We start from the raw sequence: 20,722 nt of genomic DNA, 5'->3' as shown, positions 1-20,722 counted from the left end.
GGAATTCAGGCAAGTTGCGACTCGCCCGGTTGATCTGCCCGTTTAGACGGCGTGTTGTGCCGAGAGTTTGCTGGGAAGTGTTCTTAGAATACCTTCCCCGCTTGACTCAGGCTTAGTTACAAAGATGTAATTAGATGGTGAGTTCGGCTCGCACCATCATTTTCGATATTTCGATGGAATAAATGAAGCCGAATGGATCGGGCGCTAGGATGCCCCGATCTTCTCAAACCAACGTGAAAGGTCAACATCACCATGGCGAAGCTGGAGCAGGGGTACTCCGAATTTTCGACCTCGGCTGTTGCGTCCGCCCAATACGGGCTCGAAGACGCACCGTCGGATTGGTTTGTCGATCCGCAAGCCGGAGAGTTCGCACGCCTTGCTGTCGCGGCGGACCTGGAGTCGGCCGCTGACAACTTCCTGAAGGACCACGAGACCGCTGAAACCGTCGAGGAGATTCCCTCGGCAGGTTCGTGGGCCCCGGAACTGGATGAAGACGACGAAACCCGCGAAGCGATCAAGGCCGTATGGCTGGGCGTCGGCGGGGAAGTGGATGAAGGCGAACTCGGCTGGCAGGCCCGCGCCCTGTGCGCGCAGACCGATCCCGAGGCGTTCTTCCCTGAAAAGGGCGGCTCGACCCGCGATGCTAAAAGAGTTTGCGGGGCATGTGTTGTACGTTCGGAATGTTTGGAATACGCGTTGAGCAATGATGAGCGCTTCGGCATTTGGGGAGGGCTCTCGGAGCGCGAACGCCGCCGTCTACGGAAACGAGCAATCTAATTCGCCCGCCAATTCATGTCACCGCCATCGTTGCTACGCACGATGGCGCTGACTTTTTACCACGCACTTTAGCCGCGCTGCGAAACCAGTCCCGGCCCATTGAACGTTTCATCGGTGTTGACGCATCGTCCACCGACGGCTCCTTGGAAGTCCTGAAGGCGAACCTGCCGTCGAACGCGGCCTTGGTCGTCGCGGAAGAAGGATCGCTCGGCCTGTCCCTGGACACCGCGGTCGCCGAGCTGCCGCAGGCGCGCGAGGACCGCGACGAATGGCTGTGGATCATCCACGACGACTCGATGCCGGCTCCCGACGCGCTTGAATTCCTGACCCGCACGGTTGAAGCCTCCGAGTCGGTCACCATTGCCGGCTGCAAGCTGCTGGACATCGACAACCCCCGCCACCTGGTGGAGGTGGGCCTGAGCGTCGACCGCAAGGCCCAGCGGCTGACCATGATCGACACCGACGAAGTCGACCAGGGGCAGTACGACGGACGCAGCGACTACTTCGCCGTGTCCTCCGCCGGCATGTTCATCCGGCGCGACATCTTCGAGCAGCTCGGCGGCTTCGACCTGGCGCTGCCGGGCCGCGGCGACGACGTCGACATCTGCTGGCGCAACCGGCTGGCCGGCCACCGCGTGATCGTGGTGCCCGAAGCGAAGATCTACCACCAGGTGGAGATCGTCGAAACGCTGGCCGGCCCGCGCGAAGCCAAGCGCGCCGAGGTCTTCCAGCGGCTGAAGTACGCCTCCGGCCCCGGCCTGCCGTTCGTCTGGATCGGCATCCTGCTCGGCGGCATCGGCCATTTCCTGGTCTCGCTGCTGGCCAAGGACCCGGGCCACGGCTTCAGCCACCTGGGCTCGACCTTGCGCGGGCTGTTCTCCCCGGTGAAGCTCGGCGCCTCGCGCCGCAACGTCAAGCAGATCCGCACCGTGCCGCGCCGCCAGGTGCGCAAGCTGATGGTGTCGGGTTCGGAAGTGCGCGAATACCGCCGCAACCTGAACACCGGCCGCGAGGACTCGCAGGTCTTTGGCGACGGCAGCGGCTCCGAGGGCACGCTGGAACCCAGCGGCGACAACTTCTCGGATTTCGTCTCCATCGCCCGGCCGCCGCGCACCACCGCGGTGCTCTCCCTGGTCTTCGCGCTGCTGCTCGCCGCCGCCGCCTCGCTGGTGGCCTGGCGTACGCTCTTCGGCGCCGGCGCGCTGTCCGGGGGCGCGGCCCGGCCGTTCTCCCAGACCCTGGGCGAGATCGGCGCCAACGCGTCCTCCTGGTGGCAGAACACCGCCACCGGCCTGAGCGCCGCCCCGGACAACAGCGATTCGCTGTTCTGGTTCTTCTCCCTGCTGACCCTGGACCACGCGAACCAGGCCTCGGTCTACCTGTACTTCGCCGCCATGCCGCTGGCGGCGCTGTCCGCCTGGTGGGGTGTGGGAGCGCTGAGCCGTTCGCGCGCCGTGCGCTTCATCGCCGCGCTGCTCTGGGCCTTGTCCCCGTCGCTGGTTTCCTCCCTGGCCTCGGGCCGGGTCGGCTCGGTGCTGGTGCACCTGATGCTGCCGCTGCTCTTCCTCGCGGTGCTGCGCGCCATGGATTCCCAGGTGGCCCCCGAAGGCCAGGGCGTGCGCGATGCCAAGCAGCGCACCACCTCGGCGTGGACCGCTTCGGCCTGCGCCGCGCTGATCCTGTGGGTCATCTCCGCCGGCTCCATGGCCTTCTTCCTGAGCGCAACGGTGCTGGTCTACGTGCTGGCCTTGATTTCCCCGCACCGCTCGCGCACCCTGTGGTGGATCCCGGTTCCCGCACTGATCTGGAACCTGCCGCTATTGATCTCCGCGCTGGGCACTCCGCGCCTGCTGTTCACCGAGCCGGGAGCGCTTAGCGCGTTCTCCCCGGCCTCGCTGTGGCAGATGGCGCTGGGCTTCCCCGAATCCTTCGACGCCGCGGCCACCCCGGTGGGCTGGGGTTTCCTGCCCGAGGGCCCGTGGGCCCTGGTCGCCGCGTTGCTGGTCGGCGCCCCGCTGGTGCTGCTGGCGGTTTTCGGCACGCTGAGCAGCTCCGCCAGCGCGAGCGCCACCATGCGCCGCAATTCGCGCCGCCTGCTGTGGGGCGCGGCCCTGTCGCTGGCCGCCGGATGGGCCGTCGGATTCATCCCCGTGGGGCTGGATTCGCACACCACCGTCAGCGCCTACACCGGCCCGTTCGTCTCCATGGCGTCCTTCGCGCTGCTGGCGGCCGCGGCCAATGCCAGCGCCGCGCTGCGCCGCGAAGACCTTCCGCGCGCCCTGCGGCTGCCCGGCGGACGCCCGGCGCTGGGCTTCATGGCGGCGCTGTCCACCGTGGCGATCCTCGCCAGCGGTGCGGTGCTGCTCGGCGCCCAGCTGAATCCGGCCAACCCGGATGGCACGCTCACCGCGCTGAACGCGCCCCAGCAGGTCGGCTCCTCGCAGGAACGCACCATCCCTGCCACCGCCTCCGACGCGGGCCGCTCCGATTTCCACGAACGCACCCTGGTGCTCACGCCCCGGTCGTCCGGGGAAATCGACAGCATCGTGGTCTCCGGCAACGGCGAAAGCCTGGATACGCTCAGCCGCTATTCGCAGGTATCCACGCTGACCGGTTCGCTGCTGGACCCTGAACGCAACGAAAAGCCCGCCGTGGATGCCGTGCAGCGTGAAGCGGTGGCCATGCTGCTGTCCGAATCCGGGCTGGACGCCCGCGAGCAGCTGCGCGATTTGGGTGTCGGCTACGTGGTGCTGAACGAAACCGGCGAAGCGGTCTCCTCGACCGTCCGCCTGCTGGACTCCGCCACGGGCCTTGCCTCCGTGGGCCAGACCGACAGCGGTTGGCTGTGGCGGGTGGACTATTCCACCACCGAGGCCGCCCGGGGCGCGGGCTTCGCACGACTGGTCGCGGAAGACGGCACCGTCACGGTGCTGCCGAGCAACCGGGCCAAGATCCAGAACGTCCAGATTCCCGCCTCCGATTCCGGCCGGACCCTGGTGCTGGCCACCGCCGCCGACCCGAAGCTGCGCGCTTCGATCGACGGGCAGGCGCTGCGCATGGTGTCCTACCCGGAGGACTCGCAGACCCGCTGGGCCCAGGCCTACGAGGTCCCGGCCTCCGGCGGAACCCTGGCGCTCAGCCACCGCGAACCGCTGGCCGTGCCGATGCTGGTCCTCAGCGGCCTGGTCCTGCTGATCACCGTCCTGCTGGCGATCCCGGTGCCGAGCACCCGCCGCCTGGCGAACTACCGCAACGACTCCTACCGGATCCGCGAAACCCAGCGCGATCCCCAGGAAGTCGCCGACGGCGAGCAGGTGCTCGCCGCCGCGCAGCCCGGAGCCAGCCAGGTTCAAGAGGCCGGCCGTCCGCGCAGCCGCCGCGAGGCACGCGCCCAGGCCAGCCAGATTCGTGAAAACTTGACCCCGAAGCTCAGCGACCGCATTTCGGACGATGAGCCGGAGCAGGAGAAGAACCAGTGAGCGACCAGAACAACGAGAACACCCAGGGTTCCTCCGCCGAACCCCAGGTGCCTGCGGGCCAGCCCGAAACTCAGACTGGATCCGCGTCCACGCAATCCGCGCAGCCGCAGCCGGCGCAGCCCCAGGCGGTTCCCTCCGCGGTGCCTGCCGCGGCCCCGGTATCGGCCGCCGTCACCAAAGCCGAGCTGAAGGCCGCCAAGGCCAAGGCCAAGGTCGATGCCAAGCTGGCCAAGGTGCGCGAGAAAGAAGCGCAGATCCAAGCCAAGGCCGATGCCAAGGCACAGGCCAAGGCCGCGAAATCGAAGAAGATCGAACCCGCGCCAACGGAACCGGCCAAGCCCGAAGCGGCCAAGCCCGAACCGGCTGTTCCGGCCGCCGATCCAGGACCTGCCGAAACCAAGATTCCCGACGCACCGGCAGAACCTGCGGCCCCTGCCCCGGCAGTGAAGTCTTCTGCGGCGTCGTCCGTTGATGACGCCGCCCAGAGGCCCGCAACAGAGGTCCCCGCACAGGGCAAGGCCGACGCCGGCTCGCTCCCGGAGCCTTCGGCCGATGCCGCAGCCAGCGCACCGGAGAAAAACGGCACTTCGCCCGCGCCTTCGACCGCTTCTGCCGCCGCTGCTGCTGCCGCGGTACAACCGGCGTCTCCGAACAAGCCAGCACCCGAGGCCGGGAAAGCGGCCGAGGTCAAGGCCGCCGAGGCAGCGCCGACGGCGTCCAAGAAAACCATGGGCTCCACAACATCCGCAGAACAGGCCGACACGTCGGAAGCACCTGAGGCGGCACAGAAGCCGCAGGAAAGCCCCAAGGCCGCACGCCGCCGCGAGAAGCTCGAACGCGCCCGCGCGGCCGCCGCGCGGGATGCCGAGCATTCACCGACCCGCCGGAAGACCGGCGCGGTGCTGCTGAGCCTGGCCGCGGTGCTCGCCTCGGGCGGACTGGTCGCGGCGGGCTCGCTGCTGGCCCCGAGCCCTGACACCACCACCCTTCCGGCCGCGGTGACCAGCCTGCCGGCCGGCGACGCGTTGAGCGTCTGCGCCTCGACCCCGCAGCTGCTCAAGGGCGTGGACGGGACCGATCCGCAGTTCGCGCCGGGCGCCAAGGAAATCTCCAGCAACCTGCGCAGCGTCGTGGTCTCCGACCTGGCCAAGCGCATCCCGGGCTCCACCTTCTCCGCTCTGGGCGGCAGTTCCCGGCAGACCCTGACCGAACGCATCGACGACGCAGAGGCTTCCGAGTCGCGCAGCGCTGACGACCAGGGCCTGACCGGACGCTCGGCCAAGGTCAGCACCGTGAACAACGCCGACGGCAAGCAGCTCTTCGAGGTGCAGCCGCTGGGCCAGCTGCCCTCCATCGGCAGCACCCTGCGCAGCTACCAGGCCAAGGACGGCGACCTCGCCGGCCTGGCCGCGGCGAGCTGCCAGGTGCCTGCGTCGACCTGGCGCTTCACCGGGCTGCAGACCACCACCGGGTCCACCTCGGTGTTGCACCTGGCCAACCCGACCAGCACCTCGGCCCAGGTGGCAGTGGACCTGCGCGGCCCCGAGGGGCCGATCGACACCTCGACGCTGCAGAATGTGGTGATCGCCCCGGGCGAGCAGCGGGCCATCGTGCTCGGCGGCTACGCCCAGGACCTTTCGGCGGTGGCCGCCACCGTGACCAGCACCGGCGGCAAGGTGACCGGATATGTCCAGCAGGCAGCGCTGCGCGGACTCACGCCTTCGGGTGTGGACCTGGTCGCCGGGAACGCCTCGGCTTCCAACACCCAGGTGATTCCGGGGGTGTGGATCGACAACAAGAACAACTCCGCCAAGCTGTCCAAGGACAACAAGTCCCTGGTTCCGCAGCTGCACGTCGCCGCGGCGGGCGCTCAGGGCGCCGGCTACAAGGTGAAGGTGCTGGGCGCCGGCGGCGAGGTGGCGGCAAGCTTCGAGCGGAACCTGGCCGCGTCCTCCAACGCGACCTCGGTCCAGAACCTGGACCAGCTGGCCGGCGGCTACTACACCCTGGTGGTCGAGGCCGACGCCCCGGTCACTGCCTCCGTGAAGATGGTGCGCGGCGCCGACCCGAAGGACGCCTCGGACACCGCATGGGCGGTCAGCTCCAACCCGCTGGCAGGCAACCAGGTCATGCCGTTGTCCGCCAACGGCACCGGGAAGTTCGTGATTGCCGCGACTGATGCCGATTCCTCGATTGACGCGGTGGTCGTCGCCAAGGACGGCAAGCTGCAGAAGACGCAGAAGCTGAACATCAAGGCCGGGACGAGCACGGTCTTCGATCCGCGCGAAACCAGCGAAGACGCCCAAGCGGTGATCTTCTCCTCGGACGCCAACGCCTATATCGGCCAGGTGATCCTGGGATCCGAGCAGTCCATCGGCTGGGCCTCCATGCCGGCGGCGAACGCCGGGCGCGAAGGCATCGTGGTCAACGTCGGGGGATGAGATTCCCCTCCTGCAGCACAGGGCCTGGAACCGGCAACGGTTCCAGGCCCTGTGCTGTCTCGGGAAGCCGCCCGCCGCAGGGCGGGGGAGCGGGGCTAATCGCCGTCGCCGTCGCATTCGGCCGCGGCCACAACCAGGCATTCGAAGTGCGGGGGCTCAAGCAATGCCAGGCTTCCGGGCTGGCCGGTGTCCGCGCACCTAGGCATCCTGTTGCCCGGTGATGCTTCGAGGACCAGCTGCACGTCCTGGGCGGGTTGCGACCTGTCATCAGCGGGAATCGAAAAAGCCAGCTTGTCCATGACGAACCTTTCATCGGTTCATCAAGTGTAAGTTCCGCGCCGGCGCGCGCCAAGGCTTGGGTGCGTCAGAAATCCGGGTCTTCGGGGAAGTAGTCGGGATCGACTTCGCTCACCGGGATCATCCAGAGCTCGGATACCTCGTGCACCACGCACTGGTGCACCAGATCCACCAATTCCACCGGGCTTGCGGCCAGCTGCTCCAGCGGCAGCCGGAAAATCGTGATCTGGGCGCGGTCATGCGCGGTCGCCGTGCGAGAGCAGGACAGCGGCACCCGCTCGCCGGCGCCTTCGGCTTGGGAGAGCAGGGTATCGGAGGGCACCGGCTCAATGAGGAAATCGATTTTCAGCATCCGCGATTCCCAGCGTTCGGCCAGGCGCTGGGCGCTGGCCATGACCGCGTCGTCGAAGCGCTCGGGACGGTTGCGGTACGCCGGCAGGTGCATGGGAACCAACGGCCCGCGCCGGCCCCTGCCATGCCGGTTGCGGCGTGGCCCGCTGGGTTCATCCGGCAGTTTGGCGTTCATGCCTCCAGACTACCCCCGGGAACCCAATTGCCGGTCAACCGTCGCCGACGCGAGTAGACTGGAGGGCGTGGATGGTCTTCGTATTTGCTCTCGCCCAGCCTGCCGTGAAACGGCCCGCGCAACCCTCACCTACGTTTATGCGGATTCGACCGCGGTGCTGGGGCCGCTGGCGACCTATCCGGAACCCCACTGCTACGACCTGTGCGCGAGGCATGCCAACCGGTTGACAGTGCCCAGCGGGTGGAGCCTGATCCGCGGCACCATCCCGGATGTCATCGAGCCCGAGGACGAATTGAACGCGCTGGTCGAAGCAGTCCGTGAACCCCGGCCTCGGGATCGCGCCCCGCGCCATGCAGCCATCGCCGAGCCGGATGCCGCCGAATCGCGCGGCCCGCGCTTCGATGCCCGCGTGCGGCTGGCCATGCTGCCGGACGCCCCGGACAACCAGTAGCGCCGCACCAAGCACCACGCCACGCGCCGCCCCGTAGCGGGCGCCCGCCGCTGCCAACGGACCCCGTGCGAGGAACCGGGCGGCGGCTTTCGCGTTTCCACGGCACGATAGGCGTCCTCGCGGAACTGCGCATGTGGCGCACCCGGTGGCCAAATCAGGTGTGGCTATACGCTGGATGCGAGTTTCTGCTGGATATGCTAAAGGCGCGAGGCCTGTCACCACGCCCGCACGCCACCCCAAACATCACTTGATCGCGCAAATTGCAGGAGGACTCCTCATGGCTGAGGCTGCGAAGGACCCCGTAGGGGCCCCGGATCCCGGAACCACGCAGATGCCCAAGGCCTCGCTGAGCCAGAAGGCCGAAGAGCTGGCCGCTCGCCTGGAAGAGCACAAGAACAAGGCCCAGGCGGACGCGGCGGCCAAGGCCGCGGCCGAACGCCGGGCCGCTGCCAAGGCCGTGATCAAGGGCGACGCTCCCGCTGCCAAGCCGGAAGCCGCCAAGCCTGAACCGGCCAAGCCAGCCGAGCAGCCGGCGCAGAAGCCTGCTCCGGCGAAACCTGCAGCTGCGGCCAAGCCAGCGGAATCCAAACCCGCTGCCGCCAAGCCGGCCGCAGCGGCGGCGCCAGCAAAGACCGCGGCCAAGACCACCGTGCAGCCAGCGGTGAAGGCCGCGCCGGCCGCCGCAGCTGCTCCGGCGGCCTCCGCGAAGGCGGAAACCCCGGTGGAGGACGTCATCCGGGCGATCAAGCTGCCCCACGAAATCGCGGCGGAAAAGGCTGCGAAAGCGCAGGCGGCCCCAGCCCCCGCCACGGCGGCGGGCGCCGTGGTCCCGCCGGTGTCCGTGGCACCCCAGAACGAATCCAACGCCTCCACCGCTGCTGCCGTGGCCCAGGCCCGCTCCCGCGTTTTCGGCAGCTCGGGCCCCGAAGAGGAGCCCTCGGAAGCCGCCATGAAGCGTCGCGTGGCCCGTGAGCGCGCCTTGAACTCCAAGCCCGCGATGGCCCGCCCGGCGCAGATCCTGGTTGCGGTGATTTTCCCGATCCTGACCTTGATCGCCGCCATCCGCCTGGTGGCGACCCCCGGATTCCTGGCCTTGTCCTACGGGCGCCCTGGATTCCCCGACGACATCTACGGGTTCAGCGCCGCCGAACGGCTGACCTACGGCAGCTACGGGGTCGACTACCTGAACAACTTCGCCGGCCCGGAGTTCCTCTCGGGGCTGGTGCTGCCCACCGGCTCGGCCATGTTCACCGCCGGGGAAGTCCAGCACATGGTGGACGTGAAGAACCTGATCGGATTCGCCTACGTGCTGGGCGCCTGCCTGGCCGTGCTGATGGTCATCGGCATCTGGTACCTGGCCAAGCGCTACGCCGGCGGCGTGCGCCGCGCGCTGTTCTCCGGAGCCATCGCCACCCTGGTGCTGATCGCCGCGCTTCTCGCCATGGCGTTCATGGGCTGGCAGTCATTCTTCAGCGACTTCCACGCGCTGTTCTTTTCCGAGGGAACCTGGACCTTCAAGCTCAGCGACACCCTGATCCGCCTGTACCCGGAGCAGTTCTGGATCGATTCGGCCGTGGCCGTCGCCGGACTGATCCTGCTGACGGTGGTCATTGTGCTGATCTCCTGCTGGCCCACCGGACGCCGCCGCGAAGCGGCGCGCCTGCGCCAGGAAGCCCGCGCCTTCGGACTGGGCAACTAGGCCGCACGCAGGCTGCAAAGCACGGAGGCTGGCCCACCACGCATCGTGGTGGGCCAGCCTCACTGCTTTTGCGGGACAGCGAATCCTAGCGCTGGTAGAGCTCATCGGCGCGCTGCGCGAAATCGCGCAGCACGTCCTGGCGCTTGAGCTTCAACGTGCTGGTCAGGTGCCCCGATTCCTCGGTGAACTCCACCGGAAGCACCACGAACTTGCGGATGGACTCGGCCTTGGACACGGTGGAGTTCGCGAGGTCGAGGTAGCTTTGCACTTCCTGGATCACCTGCCCGTTGGCCGCGGCCTCGGCCAGCGACATGGAACCGAGCCCCTTGGCCTTGGCCCACAGCACCAGCTCCTCCGGATCCAGGGACACCATGGCGGCGATGAACGGGCGGTTCTCGCCGACCAGCACGCACTGCGCCACGATGCGCCCGGCGCGGACCATTTCCTCCAACGGGCCGGGGGAGACATTTTTGCCGCCCGCGGTGACGATCAGTTCCTTCTTGCGGCCGGTGACCTTCAGGTAGCCGGCCTCGTCCAGCACGCCGGTGTCGCCGGTCTTGAAATAGCCGTCGGCGTCGAAGGCCTCGGCGGTGGCTGCGGGGTTCTGGTGGTAGCCGGCGAAGACGCCGATGCCCTTGATCAGGATTTCCCCGTCCTCGGCGATCCGGACGCTGGTGCCCGGGATCGGGCGGCCCACGGTGCCGACCCGGGTGCGGGTGGCCTGGTTGACGGTGGCCGGGGCGGTGGTCTCGGTCAGGCCGTAGCCTTCGACCAGCTGGATGCCTGCCCCGCGGAAGAAGTGCGCCAGTTCCTCATTCAACGCGCTGGCCCCGGAGATCGCGTAGCCGCACTCGCCCCCGAAGACCGCGCGCAGCTTCGGGTAGAGGACCTTGTTGAACAGCGCATAGCGGGCGCGCAGCCCCAGCGGCATGCGGGCCTTCTGCCCGCGGGCCTTGGCATCGCGGATCCGGGAGACCTCGATTGCGGTCTGCTCGGCCTTCAGGAACAACTCGCCCTTGCCGCTCGCCTCGGCCGTGGACAGCGCGGTGGTGCGGATCTTCTCGAACACGCGCGGGACTGCCAGCAGGAAGCCCGGCTTGATCGCTGCCATGTCCTGGGCCAGGGTGGCGGTGGAATTCGAATGCGCGATGACGGTCCCGCCGTGGATGCAGGTCTGCTGGACGGCGCGGGCCAGCACATGGGCCAGCGGCAGGAACATCAGCGTGCGGCGGCGCTCGCCTAGGATGTCTTCCATGTGCGCCGCCAGGTTGTGCGCCACCAGCGCGAAGTTCGCGTGGGTCATGTTGCAGCCCTTGGGGCGTCCGGTGGTGCCGGAGGTATAGACCATCGTCGCGGTATCTGACAGCTTCATCGACGCGCGGCGCTGCTCGATGAGCTGCTCATCGACCTCGTGCTGGTCGACCAGCAGCTTGTGCAGCCCTACCGAGGGGATCAGCTCCTTGTTCGACCCGTCGGAGCCTTCGAACATGTGGGTGATGACCGGTTCGCCCAGCTGGGCTGCGGCCTGGCGCACATGCGAGCGCAGCTCGTGGTCCTCTGCGAACACCACACGCGCCCCGGAATCACGCAGGATCCATTCAATCTGGAAGGGGCTGGACGTTTCGTAGATCGGCACGCAGACGCCGCCGGCGAACCAGATGGCTTCCTCTGCCAGCGCCCACTCGTAGCGGGTGCGCGAGATGATGGCGACCTTCCCGCCGGGCTGCAGGCCGTCGGAGACCAGTTTCATGGCCAGCCGCTTGACGTCGGCCAGGAATCCGGCGGCGGTCACTTCATGCCAGGTGCCCGAGCGCTGGACCATGAACAGGGCCTGCCCGCCGGAGGCCGCGACGCGGTCCAGGAGCAGGTTGGTGGCGTTCACTTCTGGCGCCAGATCCGTCAGCTGCTCGACGTGCACTTCTTGCATGGAAGATGATTCCTTTGACATCGTTGGTGACGCGTTCCATAGGAAAACCGCGCCATTAGGTGGTGCGTGGGGCGCGGCGGCAGCGGGGGACTATCCCCAGTTGGGGATCCAGCGCAGCGCACGCCAGTACTCATCATCGATCAGCTCGCCGCTCCAGATCGGCCAGAACAGGGCGGAAACCAGCAGCAGAACTGCCAGGAACACGGAGACCGCGGCAACCCGGGGGCGTGTAGCCGCGCCCCGGCGAGGATCGCTGGAAATGAACTTCCCTATCATATACGTCAGCGCGAGGACCATGGCCGGAACCATCGGCAGGGTGTAGAAGAAATACATGGTGCGCTCGGGGTACATCAGCCAGGGCAGGAAGCCGGCGGCGCCGGCCGAGAGGATGGCCCCGGCCCGCCAGTCGCGGGCGCCGATCCACCACAGGATCAGCAGCAGCATGCTCAGCGAGCAGGCCCACCACATCACCGGGTTCGGCAGGTCGGTGATGACTTCGGTGCAGCGCGAGACGTCGCACCCGTTGACACCCTGGTCGTAGCCTTCGAAATAGAACATCACCGGGCGTCCGGCGAAGGGCCAGGTCCATGGGGAGGACTGCCAGCCGTGCGGGGATCCCAGGCCCGTGTGGAAGGTGTAGCCGGCCTGGTGGTATTCCCACAGCGAGCGCAGCGGCGCCGGCAGCCAGCTGATTCCCTCGCCCGGATGCTCCTCGGCCCAGTGCCGGTAGCGCCCGCCGTTGGTGGCGAACCAGCCGGCCCAGGTGGACAGGTAGGTCAGCAGGACCACTGGCATCATGGTCGCGAAGGCGTAGATGCCGTCGCGCGCCAGCGCGGAGCTGAACCACTTGTGGATGCCGGCGGTGCGCCGTGCGGAGAAGTCCCACAGCACGGCCATCACGCAGAACACCGCGACGAAGGAGAGCGCCGACCATTTCACGCCGACCGCGCAGCCGAGCATCACCGCGGCGGCCAGCCGCCACGGCCGCCACCAGAGCATGGGGCCGTGGGTCAGCAGGAAGTCGTCGGGCCGGTTGCCGGCGGGCACCGCGAGTTTTTTCGCCAGGGACAGCCTGCCGTGGGCGCGGTCCTTGAGCAGCGCGTAGAACGCGACGCTGATGAAGAACATCAGGAAGATGTCCAACAGCGCGGTGCGCGACATGACAATCGAGTGCCCGTCGACTGCCATGAGCAGCCCGGCGATGCCTGCCAGGTAGTGCGAGCCGAACAGCTGCCGGGCGCTGAGCGTGACCAGCAGGACCGCCAGGGTGCCGAACAGCGCGGCGGAGAAACGCCAGCCCATGCCGTTGAAGTCCCCGAAGAGCAGCATGCCCAGGCCGATCAGCCATTTGCCCAGCGGCGGGTGCACCACGAAGGAGGGCTCGTTGGTCAGCCGCGGATCGCCGGCAATGAACTGCTCGTTGATGTCTTCTTCCCACTCGCGCTCGTAGCCGCTTTGCAGCATCGAGTACGCGTCCTTGACGTAGTAGGTCTCGTCGAAGATGAGCATGTGGGGGTGCGAGAGGTTGATGAAGCGCAGCAGCCCTGCGATGAGCGTGACCGCCAGCGGAATGATCCACATCAGCGGCCCCCGGGGAGCCGTCGCGGTCAGCAACCGCAGTTTCAGGCTCTCCAAGGTGAAGGCTTGGCGCGCTGATCGCACGTGACCGGTGTCCGGGGTTTGCAAGGCAGTGGGGCTCATCAAGAGTCATGCTACCGGCGCGCTTGGGAGAATGTGCGCTTTTCCTACTTCGCGTAGGCTAAAGAATGTGCAGAACTCAGAGAATGAGGGCGTCATCGTCCTGGGAGCCACCCCCATTGGCAATTTGTCCGACGCGTCACCGCGCCTGAAGGAAATCATGGTGAGCGCAGATATCATCGCTGCGGAAGACACCAGGAACTTCCACCACCTGGCCAACGCGCTGGGGCTGAAGATCAACGCCCGGGTCATGAGCTTGCATGAGCACAACGAGGCCCACAAGCTCTCCGAGGTGCTGGAGCTGGCCAAAACCGGAGCCACCATCCTGGTGGTCTCGGACGCCGGCATGCCCGCTGTCTCGGATCCCGGCTACCCGTTGGTGGCCGCCGCCCTGGACGAGGGAATCCGCGTCACCGCGGTGCCCGGCCCGTCAGCGGTGCTCACCGCGCTGGCCTTGTCGGGCTTGCCGACCGGCCGCTTCACCTTCGAGGGCTTCTTGCCGCGCAAGGCCGGCGAACGCCGCAAGCGCCTGGACGCGCTGCTGCACGAGGAACGCACCATGGTGTTCTTCGAAGCCCCGCACCGCGTCGCCGATTTCCTGGAAGCGGCGATCGAGGCCTTCGGCGCCGACCGGCAGGCGGCCGTGGCCCGCGAGCTGACCAAGAAGTTCGAGGAAGTCCGCCGCGACAGCCTGGGTGAACTGCACCGTTGGGCGTTGGAAGGGCTTCGCGGTGAAATCGTGGTGGTGGTGTCGGGGGCTCCTGAACCGGAAGCGGCCTCCATCGAGGACCTGCTGCCCAAGGTCGCGGAACTGGTCGACGGCGGGACCCGGATGAAGCAGGCAGTCGCGGACGTGGCGGAGCAGCACGGCGTGAAAAAACGAGACCTATACGAGGCAGTCTTGGCTGAACGTAAGGAAAGTGAAATATAGGCGTCTTGGCGTAGGCTGAATGCACAATGAATCTGCGCTTTCGTAGTGCAACGGGCGATTTACAGCGCCAGCGTGCCGAGAATAGCGTTGGGATCAACGAAGATTAGCTTCATTTAGAGTTTCAGGAGATGTGCGTATGTCGATTACTGCTCAGCGCGAAGCCGAGTTGCTCGCCAAGGTGCCAACCGGCCTTTTGATCAACGGCGAATGGCGCGATGCCTCGGATGGCGGCACCTTTGACGTGCTCGACCCGGCCACCGGACAGAAGCTGCTGACCCTGGCCAGCGCCACCAGCGAAGACGCCATGGCCGCCCTTGACGCCGCCGATGCAGTACAGGCCGAATGGGCCCTGACCGCTCCACGCGAACGCGCCGAGATCCTGCGCCGCGCCTTCGACCTGGTCACCGAGCGCAAGGACGACTTCGCGCTGCTGATGAGCCTGGAAATGGGCAAGCCGCTGGCCGAGGCCTACGGCGAGGTCACCTACGGCGCCGAGTTCCTGCGCTGGTTCTCCGAAGAGACCGTGCGCCACTACGGCCGCTACATCACCACCCCTGAGGGCAAGAACAAGGTCCTGGTCCAGCACAAGCCTGTCGGCCCGTGCCTGCTGATCACCCCATGGAACTTCCCGCTGGCCATGGCCACCCGCAAGGTCGGCCCGGCAGTTGCCGCAGGCTGCACCATGGTGCTCAAGCCAGCCAAGCTGACCCCGCTGACCAGCCAGCTGTTCGCCGCCACCATGATGGAAGCCGGCCTGCCGGCAGGCGTGCTGAACGTGGTCTCCGGCGCTTCGGCCTCGAAGATCTCCGGCCCGCTGATGCAGGACGACCGCCTGCGCAAGGTGTCCTTCACCGGCTCCACCCCGGTGGGCAAGCAGCTGATGAAGGACGCCGCGGACAAGGTGCTGCGCACCTCGATGGAACTGGGCGGCAACGCGCCGTTCATCGTCTTCGAGGACGCCGACCTGGACGCTGCAGTCGAGGGCGCCATGGCCGCCAAGATGCGCAACATGGGCGAGGCCTGCACCGCTGCCAACCGCTTCCTGGTGCACCAGGACGTGGCCGAGGAATTCACCGCCAAGTTCGCCGCCGCCATGAAGGCGCTGAAGCCGGGGCGCGGCACCGAGGCCGACTCCACCGTCGGCCCGCTGGTCGAGGAAAAGGCCCGCGACGAGGTCCACGCACTGGTTGAGGCAGCCGTTTCCAACGGCGCCACCGCCATCGTCGGCGGCGCGCCGGTCGAGGGCCCGGGCTACTTCTACCAGCCGACCGTGCTGGCCAACGTAGCCAACGATGCCGAGATCCTGGGCCAGGAAATCTTCGGCCCGGTGGCACCGGTGACCACCTTCACCTCCGAGGAGCACGCCATCAAGCTGGCCAACGCTTCGGAGTACGGCCTGGCGTCCTACATCTACTCCAAGGACTTCAACCGCCTGTTCCGCGTGGCAGAGCAGATCGAGTTCGGCCTGGTCGGCTTCAACGCCGGCGTCATCTCCAACGCCGCGGCGCCGTTCGGCGGCGTGAAGCAGTCGGGCCTCGGCCGCGAAGGCGGCGCCGAGGGCCTGGCCGAGTACACCACCGTGCAGTACATCGGCATCTCTGATCCGTACGCGGCCAAGTAGGCGGCACCGGTAGAACGCCGACGGGCGGTCCCCTTGCGGGGCCGCCCGTCGGCTGCTTTAAACCGTCCTAGCTCGCCGTGCTCCGGGCGGCCCGGGAATCGTCAAGCCGCCGCAGCCTCGCCGTCCGCAGGGACGCGGGGAAGAGCGCTGCGGCCAGCCGAGCGCGCAGCGGCAGGGACAGGTGCAACTGCGCGCGCACCGACTGCAGGTCGGAAACCAGCTGCTTTGCGGCACCGGGTTCCGGATGCCGGGAGGCGTAGAAGCTGGCCTGGATGGCAGTTTCCAGCCGCCGCAGTTCGGCATCGAGCCCGGTGAAATCGTCCCCGAGCCTGCGGGTGTAGTCGCTGACCGATTCCTGCTCCCCGGCCCGCCGTCCGGCATCGGCGCCGATGGCCTGCAACTCCACCCACAGCGCCTCGGCCGCGGGTTCGCCGCCGGCGGCGATCAGCATCTGGCGCTGCCTGGCCAGGTGCCGGCGCCGCAGCGGGGCCAGCGAGAGCGCCCCGCCGACCACGACGGCCAGCAGCGCCAGCGCCCACCAGCCGTTGGCGGTTTCTCCCGGAGCCGCCTGCGGCGCGGCGGCCGGGGCGCTGGCCTCGGGCGATTCCGCGGGGCGCTGGGTGGCGCGGTCCGTGGGGACCTCCTCGTCGCCGAATTCCGCAGGCCCGACGGTGCTGGTTTCCTGCGGGGCGTAGCTCGGCGGCTGGCCCTGGCCAGGGGTCGGCTCGAAGGGCACCCAGCCCAGCCCCTGGAGGTAGAGCTCGGGCCAGGAATGCGACTGCTGGCCGGTGACCGAATACCCGGTCAGCTTGGTGCCCTGCTCCAGCCTCGACTCCAGCTCGCTTTCGGCAGCGTCCTTGCCGACCTGAACGGTCTTGCCGTTGGCCTTGCCCGGCGCGTAGCCCACCGCGATCCGCGAGGGGATCCCCGCCTCCCTGGCCATCAGGGCCATGGCGGAGGCGAAGTGCACGCAGTATCCCTGCCGGCGTTCAAGGAAGGCTTCGACCACACGCTTGTTCGCGCCGTCGTAGCCTTCGCGCAGCGGGGTGCGCTCCGAGTACACGAACTTGCGCGAGCGCAGGAAATCCTGGATCGCCACGGCCTTCTCGAAGTCGCTGCCGGTCGAGTCGGCATCCTTGTAGGCCTCGTCCAGGGCGCCGTCCAGGGAGGTGCGCAGCGTATTTTCCGGGTCCTCGGGCAGCTGGCGGTAGACCTCGCCGGGCTCGTCCTGCCGCACCCCGCCGAAGAAGCCCAGATTGCGGGCCATCTGCGGGCTGAGGTCCAATTCCGAGTACGCCACCGAAACATCCCCGGTCGCCGCTACGGCATCGCCGCTGAGCCGGGCCACCGAGGATTCGGGGACCCAGTTCCAGTTGCCGACGATGCCCTCCACGAAGTAGCTGCGGTTCGGCAGCGGCAGCACCGGGGAGGAGATGCCGTTGGCCCATTCAAGCCTTGCCACCTGTTCGTTGGCGTTGAAGGTGGTGAAGTCCTCCTGCATGGCGGTGTTGCCGAAGTAGGTGTCCTTGGGCAGCGCCTCGTTGGGTTCCCAGCGGGCCTGCGACAGGTCCTCGATGACCGAGGTGCGCAGGTACGGGGCCTTGTCCGAGGTGGTGTAGTAGCTGAGCACGGTGCTGCCGTTGTTGGCGCGCAGGTCCCGGCCCAGGGTCAGCAGCGGATCGACGTTGCTGGCCAGCAGGTCTCCGGAGGGGCGGATGCCTTCCGGGAACATGCCCTTGCGAAAGCCCGGCACCCAGAAGCCGGCAGCCAGCATCGCCGCAATGCAGACCAGCGCGGTGGCCCCGAGGAATCCGAGCTGCCGCGGGGCAGGGAATTTCGGATGGGCCGGCGGCTGGCCGCCGCGGAACAGGTAGGGCAGCAGGGCCGTGTAGCCCAGCACCGCCGCGAGCAGCAGCGCCAGGTTCCAGATGCCGGCGCCTTCCTGCTTGAACAGCGAGGCGACCACCGGGGCGAAGCACAACGGGGCGATCACCAGCAGCGCGACCTTGCGGAAGCTTGCCAGCAGCTCGATGAGCAGGCTGATCGCCACCGCGCAGACCAGGATGGCGAAGGCCACGTAGCGCGAGTAGGCCACCGGCGGCACCTGGGTGGACAGCTGCAAGGCCGCCTCGGAGAGCACCGCGTTGAACCACTGGAATCCGGTGAGCGTGTACCCGGTGGACAGCATGGCTTCGTGCTGGACCAGGGCGACCAGCGCCACCAGCATGGCGACCGGGTAGGCGACCCAACGCAGCCCGGTGATTCCGCGCAGCACCCCTGCGCTGAGGTGGATGGCCAGCACCGGCAGCACCAGCGCCGGGAACCACGCCCGGCCTTCCACCACGCCGGTCAGCGAGGCGAATCCGGCGAGCACCGCCACGGCCAGGCAGAGCGCTGCCGCGGTGCGGGCCAGCAGGTTGTGGGTCATCGGCGCGGCGGGCGCGGGCCGCCGGGATTCGGGGTCCGGGGCCGGGAGGGCGGGGGAGTCGTGCAGGGTTGCGCTCATGAGACACCTCGCGCGTCGTCCAGGGAACCGTTGCCGTGCAGCAGGTGGATGTTCCATCCGGTGCGGGCCATCAGCTGCTGGACCTGCGCGTAGCGTTCGGGATGGGCGGCCAGCAGGAACAGCTCCACGTGGCGCACCGTGCGGGACAGGGCCGCCAAGGCGGCGGCCTGGTCGAGGCTCACCTGGCCGAGAATCATGATCACCGGTTCTTCGCGCATCGAGAGCAGCTCGCGGTGCAGATTCGCTCCGATCAGGTCCTGGGCCTGGTGCTGGCCCGGTGCGGCGGGCAGCGGACCGAGTTCGGCGCTGGCCAGGTGGAAGTCCTCGAAGCTACAGCGGGCGGCATGCTCGGAAAGCCGCAGGGATTCCCCGCCCACCAGCGGGCTGCCGTCCAGGTCCCGGAACAACAGCTGGTAGCCGCTGTCCGCGTAGCGCTGGCCGATGCTGCAGGCCAGCGACAGCGCGTTCTCGAAGCGGCGGCTGCTGGACAGTTCCGGGCCCAGGCCCTGCGGGATGCCGATCCGCAGGTCAGCCCCGCCGGATTGCCAATGCTCCGCGGTGCGGTCAAGCACCATCAGCGCCTGGGCGGTGGCCACGTGGTTCTCCTGGCGCACCATGAGTTTCCCGTGGCGCGCGGTGGCCTTCCAGTGCACCTGGCGGATCGAATCTCCCTGCTGGTAGTCGCGCGTGGCCACGTCGTAGTAGTCGGCGGTGGTGCTGCGGGAGAACCGGGCGTCGCCCGTGAGCATGCGTTCGCCCAGCGAGGCGAAACGCGCCAGCGGGTGGATCTGGGCGCGCACCGGCACCGGCTGCGGCTGCCCGATGGACACCATGCCGCGGATCAATCCCAGCGGATCGGAGATCACCTGGCGGGCCGGGCCCAGCAGGTGGACGCCGCGCGAGCGGAACACCAGCTCGTAGTCGACCGCGCCGGGGCCCTCCAGCTCGGGTCCGGGGCCGAATTCTTCGGGCAGGGTTTCGCGGATGCGCACCTCGTCGGGGCATTCGAGGGTGACCAGCGCGGGCTCCGCCACGGTGGCCGCGGGGGAGTGCAGCCTGCGGCGCAGGCTGGTGGTGCGCCGGGCGCGCAGGACGAGCAGCCAGCTGGCAATTGCCAGCGCGGCCAGCCCGACGCCCAGGGCCATGAGCTCGTGGCGCCCCAGGACATAGGCCAGGGCGATCAGCCCCGCCCCGGCCCCCAGGGTGTACCATCCGCGCGGGGTGAACAGGTCCAGATGCCACCGGCGCAGGGCTTCGGGGCCCGGGTCGGAGCGCGTCCAGGACAGGGCGTTGCGCGAGTCGAAGCGCTGGGGCTTGTCCATGGGCTCACCGCCTAGCTGACCGGCGTGCTGGCCAGCAGTTCCTGCACGACGGCCGCCGGTTCCACCCCGTCGGCCAAGGCCCGGCGGGTGAGGATCAGCCGGTGGCTGAGCACCATTTCCGCCACCGCGCGCACGTCCTCGGGCAGCACGTGGTCCCGCCCGGAGATCGCGGCGTGGGACTTGGCGGCGCGCACCCACTGCAGCAGCGCGCGCGGCGAAGCGCCCAGCTGCACCTGCGGGTGCTCGCGCGAGGCTCGCCCCAGATCCACCACGTAGGCGCTCAGCCGGTCGGTGACCGTGACGAGCTTGACCTGCTCGATCATCCGGACCAGCTCCTCCAGCTGCAGCACCGGAGCCAGCGACTGCAGCGGCTCGTCCCGGTGGTGGCTGCCGAGCATCGCCAGCTCGTCGTCCCGCCGCGGGTAGCCCATGGAAATCCTGCCCATGAACCTGTCGCGCTGGGCCTCGGGCAGGGCGAAGGTGCCTTCGGAGTCGATGGGGTTCTGGGTGGCGACCACCATGAACGGGCGCTGCAACGGGTGGGTGATGGAATCCACGGTCACCTGCTGCTCCTCCATGCATTCGAGCAGCGCGGACTGGGTTTTGGCGTTGGCGCGGTTGATCTCGTCGGCAATGACGATGTTCGCGAAGATGGGGCCCGGGTGGAAGGTGAACTCGTGGGTCTGCGGGGAATACACGGAGACGCCGGTGACGTCGCTGGGCAGCAGGTCCGGGGTGAACTGGATGCGGTGCACCGAACCGTCCACGCTGCGCGCCAGGGACTTGGCCAGCATGGTCTTGCCGACCCCCGGCACGTCCTCCACCAGCAGGTGGCCCTGGGCCAGCAGCACCACCAGGGCGTTGGTGACCGCTTCGGGTTTGCCGGTGATGACGGTTTGCACCGCTTCGAGGACGCGCTGGCAATTGTGCCTGAACGACGAGTCGAGCGAAGGCAACGTTGGGTTTGCGCTCATGCGCATCCTCCTGACGGGTTCAGCCTGTCCGCAAGGTCGTTGCGGACAGTCGAATCCTGATAGCTGTTGCACA

At 68.1% G+C, this 20,722-nt stretch carries 14 protein-coding genes; 7 read left to right on the top strand and 7 right to left on the bottom strand.

What is annotated here, in order from left to right; translation table 11 throughout:
- The first annotated feature begins 252 nt into the window (after positions 1 to 252).
- From RF641_RS04220 to RF641_RS04210, 3 genes are read left to right on the top strand one after another with little or no spacing between them, the layout of a single operon-like run.
- Complete coding sequence (locus RF641_RS04220) at positions 253 to 777, top strand: WhiB family transcriptional regulator (protein ID WP_082123812.1); 525 nt, start codon at positions 253 to 255, stop codon at positions 775 to 777.
- Positions 723 to 4,256: a glycosyltransferase gene (locus tag RF641_RS04215; RefSeq protein ID WP_424572573.1), complete on the top strand. Its 3,534-nt coding sequence runs from the start codon at positions 723 to 725 to the stop codon at positions 4,254 to 4,256. The genes RF641_RS04220 and RF641_RS04215 overlap by 55 nt, the downstream gene beginning before the upstream one ends.
- Complete coding sequence (locus tag RF641_RS04210) at positions 4,253 to 6,697, top strand: DUF5719 family protein (protein WP_424572572.1); 2,445 nt, start codon at positions 4,253 to 4,255, stop codon at positions 6,695 to 6,697. Before RF641_RS04215 ends, RF641_RS04210 begins: the two co-directional genes overlap by 4 nt.
- A gap of 95 nt (positions 6,698 to 6,792) precedes the next feature.
- On the opposite strand, the gene RF641_RS04205 is transcribed toward RF641_RS04210, so the two are convergent.
- A complete protein-coding gene (locus RF641_RS04205; protein WP_424572571.1) occupies positions 6,793 to 6,996 on the bottom strand; it encodes a hypothetical protein in 204 nt (67 codons plus the stop codon).
- Positions 6,997 to 7,061: 65 nt separating this feature from the next.
- Positions 7,062 to 7,520, bottom strand: coding sequence for a metallopeptidase family protein (locus tag RF641_RS04200; RefSeq protein ID WP_047118458.1), 459 nt, complete (start codon positions 7,518 to 7,520; stop codon positions 7,062 to 7,064).
- 67 nt (positions 7,521 to 7,587) lie between these two features.
- Here RF641_RS04200 and RF641_RS04195 point away from each other — a divergent pair, with 67 nt between their 5' ends.
- Both RF641_RS04195 and RF641_RS04190 read left to right on the top strand, forming a co-directional pair.
- Positions 7,588 to 7,971, top strand: a complete 384-nt coding sequence (locus tag RF641_RS04195) for a DUF3499 domain-containing protein (protein ID WP_053797515.1) — start codon at positions 7,588 to 7,590, stop codon at positions 7,969 to 7,971.
- Between the two features lie 277 nt (positions 7,972 to 8,248).
- Positions 8,249 to 9,670, top strand: a complete 1,422-nt coding sequence (locus RF641_RS04190; protein ID WP_424572570.1) for a TIGR01906 family membrane protein — start codon at positions 8,249 to 8,251, stop codon at positions 9,668 to 9,670.
- A gap of 85 nt (positions 9,671 to 9,755) precedes the next feature.
- Here the strand turns inward: RF641_RS04190 and RF641_RS04185 are convergent, their stop codons facing one another.
- Entirely contained in the window at positions 9,756 to 11,597 is a 1,842-nt protein-coding gene (locus RF641_RS04185; RefSeq protein ID WP_424572569.1) for an AMP-dependent synthetase/ligase, read from the bottom strand.
- A 90-nt stretch (positions 11,598 to 11,687) separates the two neighbouring features.
- Complete coding sequence (locus RF641_RS04180; protein ID WP_424572568.1) at positions 11,688 to 13,298, bottom strand: dolichyl-phosphate-mannose--protein mannosyltransferase; 1,611 nt, start codon at positions 13,296 to 13,298, stop codon at positions 11,688 to 11,690.
- A gap of 67 nt (positions 13,299 to 13,365) precedes the next feature.
- Here RF641_RS04180 and rsmI point away from each other — a divergent pair, with 67 nt between their 5' ends.
- Entirely contained in the window at positions 13,366 to 14,226 is an 861-nt protein-coding gene (gene rsmI / locus RF641_RS04175; protein WP_231735988.1) for a 16S rRNA (cytidine(1402)-2'-O)-methyltransferase, read from the top strand.
- Positions 14,227 to 14,362: 136 nt separating this feature from the next.
- Complete coding sequence (locus RF641_RS04170) at positions 14,363 to 15,847, top strand: NAD-dependent succinate-semialdehyde dehydrogenase (RefSeq protein ID WP_424572567.1); 1,485 nt, start codon at positions 14,363 to 14,365, stop codon at positions 15,845 to 15,847.
- A gap of 67 nt (positions 15,848 to 15,914) precedes the next feature.
- On the opposite strand, the gene RF641_RS04165 is transcribed toward RF641_RS04170, so the two are convergent.
- The 3 genes from RF641_RS04165 to RF641_RS04155 are packed head-to-tail and all read right to left on the bottom strand — an operon-like array spanning position 15,915 to position 20,649.
- A complete protein-coding gene (locus RF641_RS04165) occupies positions 15,915 to 18,353 on the bottom strand; it encodes a transglutaminaseTgpA domain-containing protein (RefSeq protein WP_424572566.1) in 2,439 nt (812 codons plus the stop codon).
- Positions 18,350 to 19,675, bottom strand: coding sequence for a DUF58 domain-containing protein (locus tag RF641_RS04160; protein ID WP_424572565.1), 1,326 nt, complete (start codon positions 19,673 to 19,675; stop codon positions 18,350 to 18,352). Before RF641_RS04160 ends, RF641_RS04165 begins: the two co-directional genes overlap by 4 nt.
- An 11-nt stretch (positions 19,676 to 19,686) precedes the next feature.
- On the bottom strand, positions 19,687 to 20,649 hold the full coding sequence (locus RF641_RS04155; RefSeq protein WP_082344653.1) for an AAA family ATPase: 963 nt from the start codon (positions 20,647 to 20,649) through the stop codon (positions 19,687 to 19,689).
- Positions 20,650 to 20,722: the final 73 nt, after the last annotated feature.

Origin of the sequence: Arthrobacter sp. 'calajunan' (assembly GCF_046940185.1) — a bacterium.
Taxonomy (GTDB): domain Bacteria; phylum Actinomycetota; class Actinomycetes; order Actinomycetales; family Micrococcaceae; genus Glutamicibacter; species Glutamicibacter soli.
This window is presented reverse-complemented; position numbering and strand designations above follow the sequence as displayed.

What these genes read in the sequence shown, in the direction of transcription:
- RF641_RS04220 (WP_082123812.1), top strand. Translation starts at nt 253, where the DNA reads ATGGCGAAGCTGGAGCAGGGGTACTCCGAATTTTCGACCTCGGCTGTT.
- RF641_RS04205 (WP_424572571.1), bottom strand. Translation starts at nt 6,996, where the DNA reads ATGGACAAGCTGGCTTTTTCGATTCCCGCTGATGACAGGTCGCAACCC.
- RF641_RS04200 (WP_047118458.1), bottom strand. Translation starts at nt 7,520, where the DNA reads ATGAACGCCAAACTGCCGGATGAACCCAGCGGGCCACGCCGCAACCGG.
- RF641_RS04190 (WP_424572570.1), top strand. Translation starts at nt 8,249, where the DNA reads ATGGCTGAGGCTGCGAAGGACCCCGTAGGGGCCCCGGATCCCGGAACC.
- RF641_RS04185 (WP_424572569.1), bottom strand. Translation starts at nt 11,597, where the DNA reads ATGCAAGAAGTGCACGTCGAGCAGCTGACGGATCTGGCGCCAGAAGTG.
- RF641_RS04180 (WP_424572568.1), bottom strand. Translation starts at nt 13,298, where the DNA reads ATGAGCCCCACTGCCTTGCAAACCCCGGACACCGGTCACGTGCGATCA.
- RF641_RS04170 (WP_424572567.1), top strand. Translation starts at nt 14,363, where the DNA reads ATGTCGATTACTGCTCAGCGCGAAGCCGAGTTGCTCGCCAAGGTGCCA.
- RF641_RS04165 (WP_424572566.1), bottom strand. Translation starts at nt 18,353, where the DNA reads ATGAGCGCAACCCTGCACGACTCCCCCGCCCTCCCGGCCCCGGACCCC.
- RF641_RS04160 (WP_424572565.1), bottom strand. Translation starts at nt 19,675, where the DNA reads ATGGACAAGCCCCAGCGCTTCGACTCGCGCAACGCCCTGTCCTGGACG.
- RF641_RS04155 (WP_082344653.1), bottom strand. Translation starts at nt 20,649, where the DNA reads ATGAGCGCAAACCCAACGTTGCCTTCGCTCGACTCGTCGTTCAGGCAC.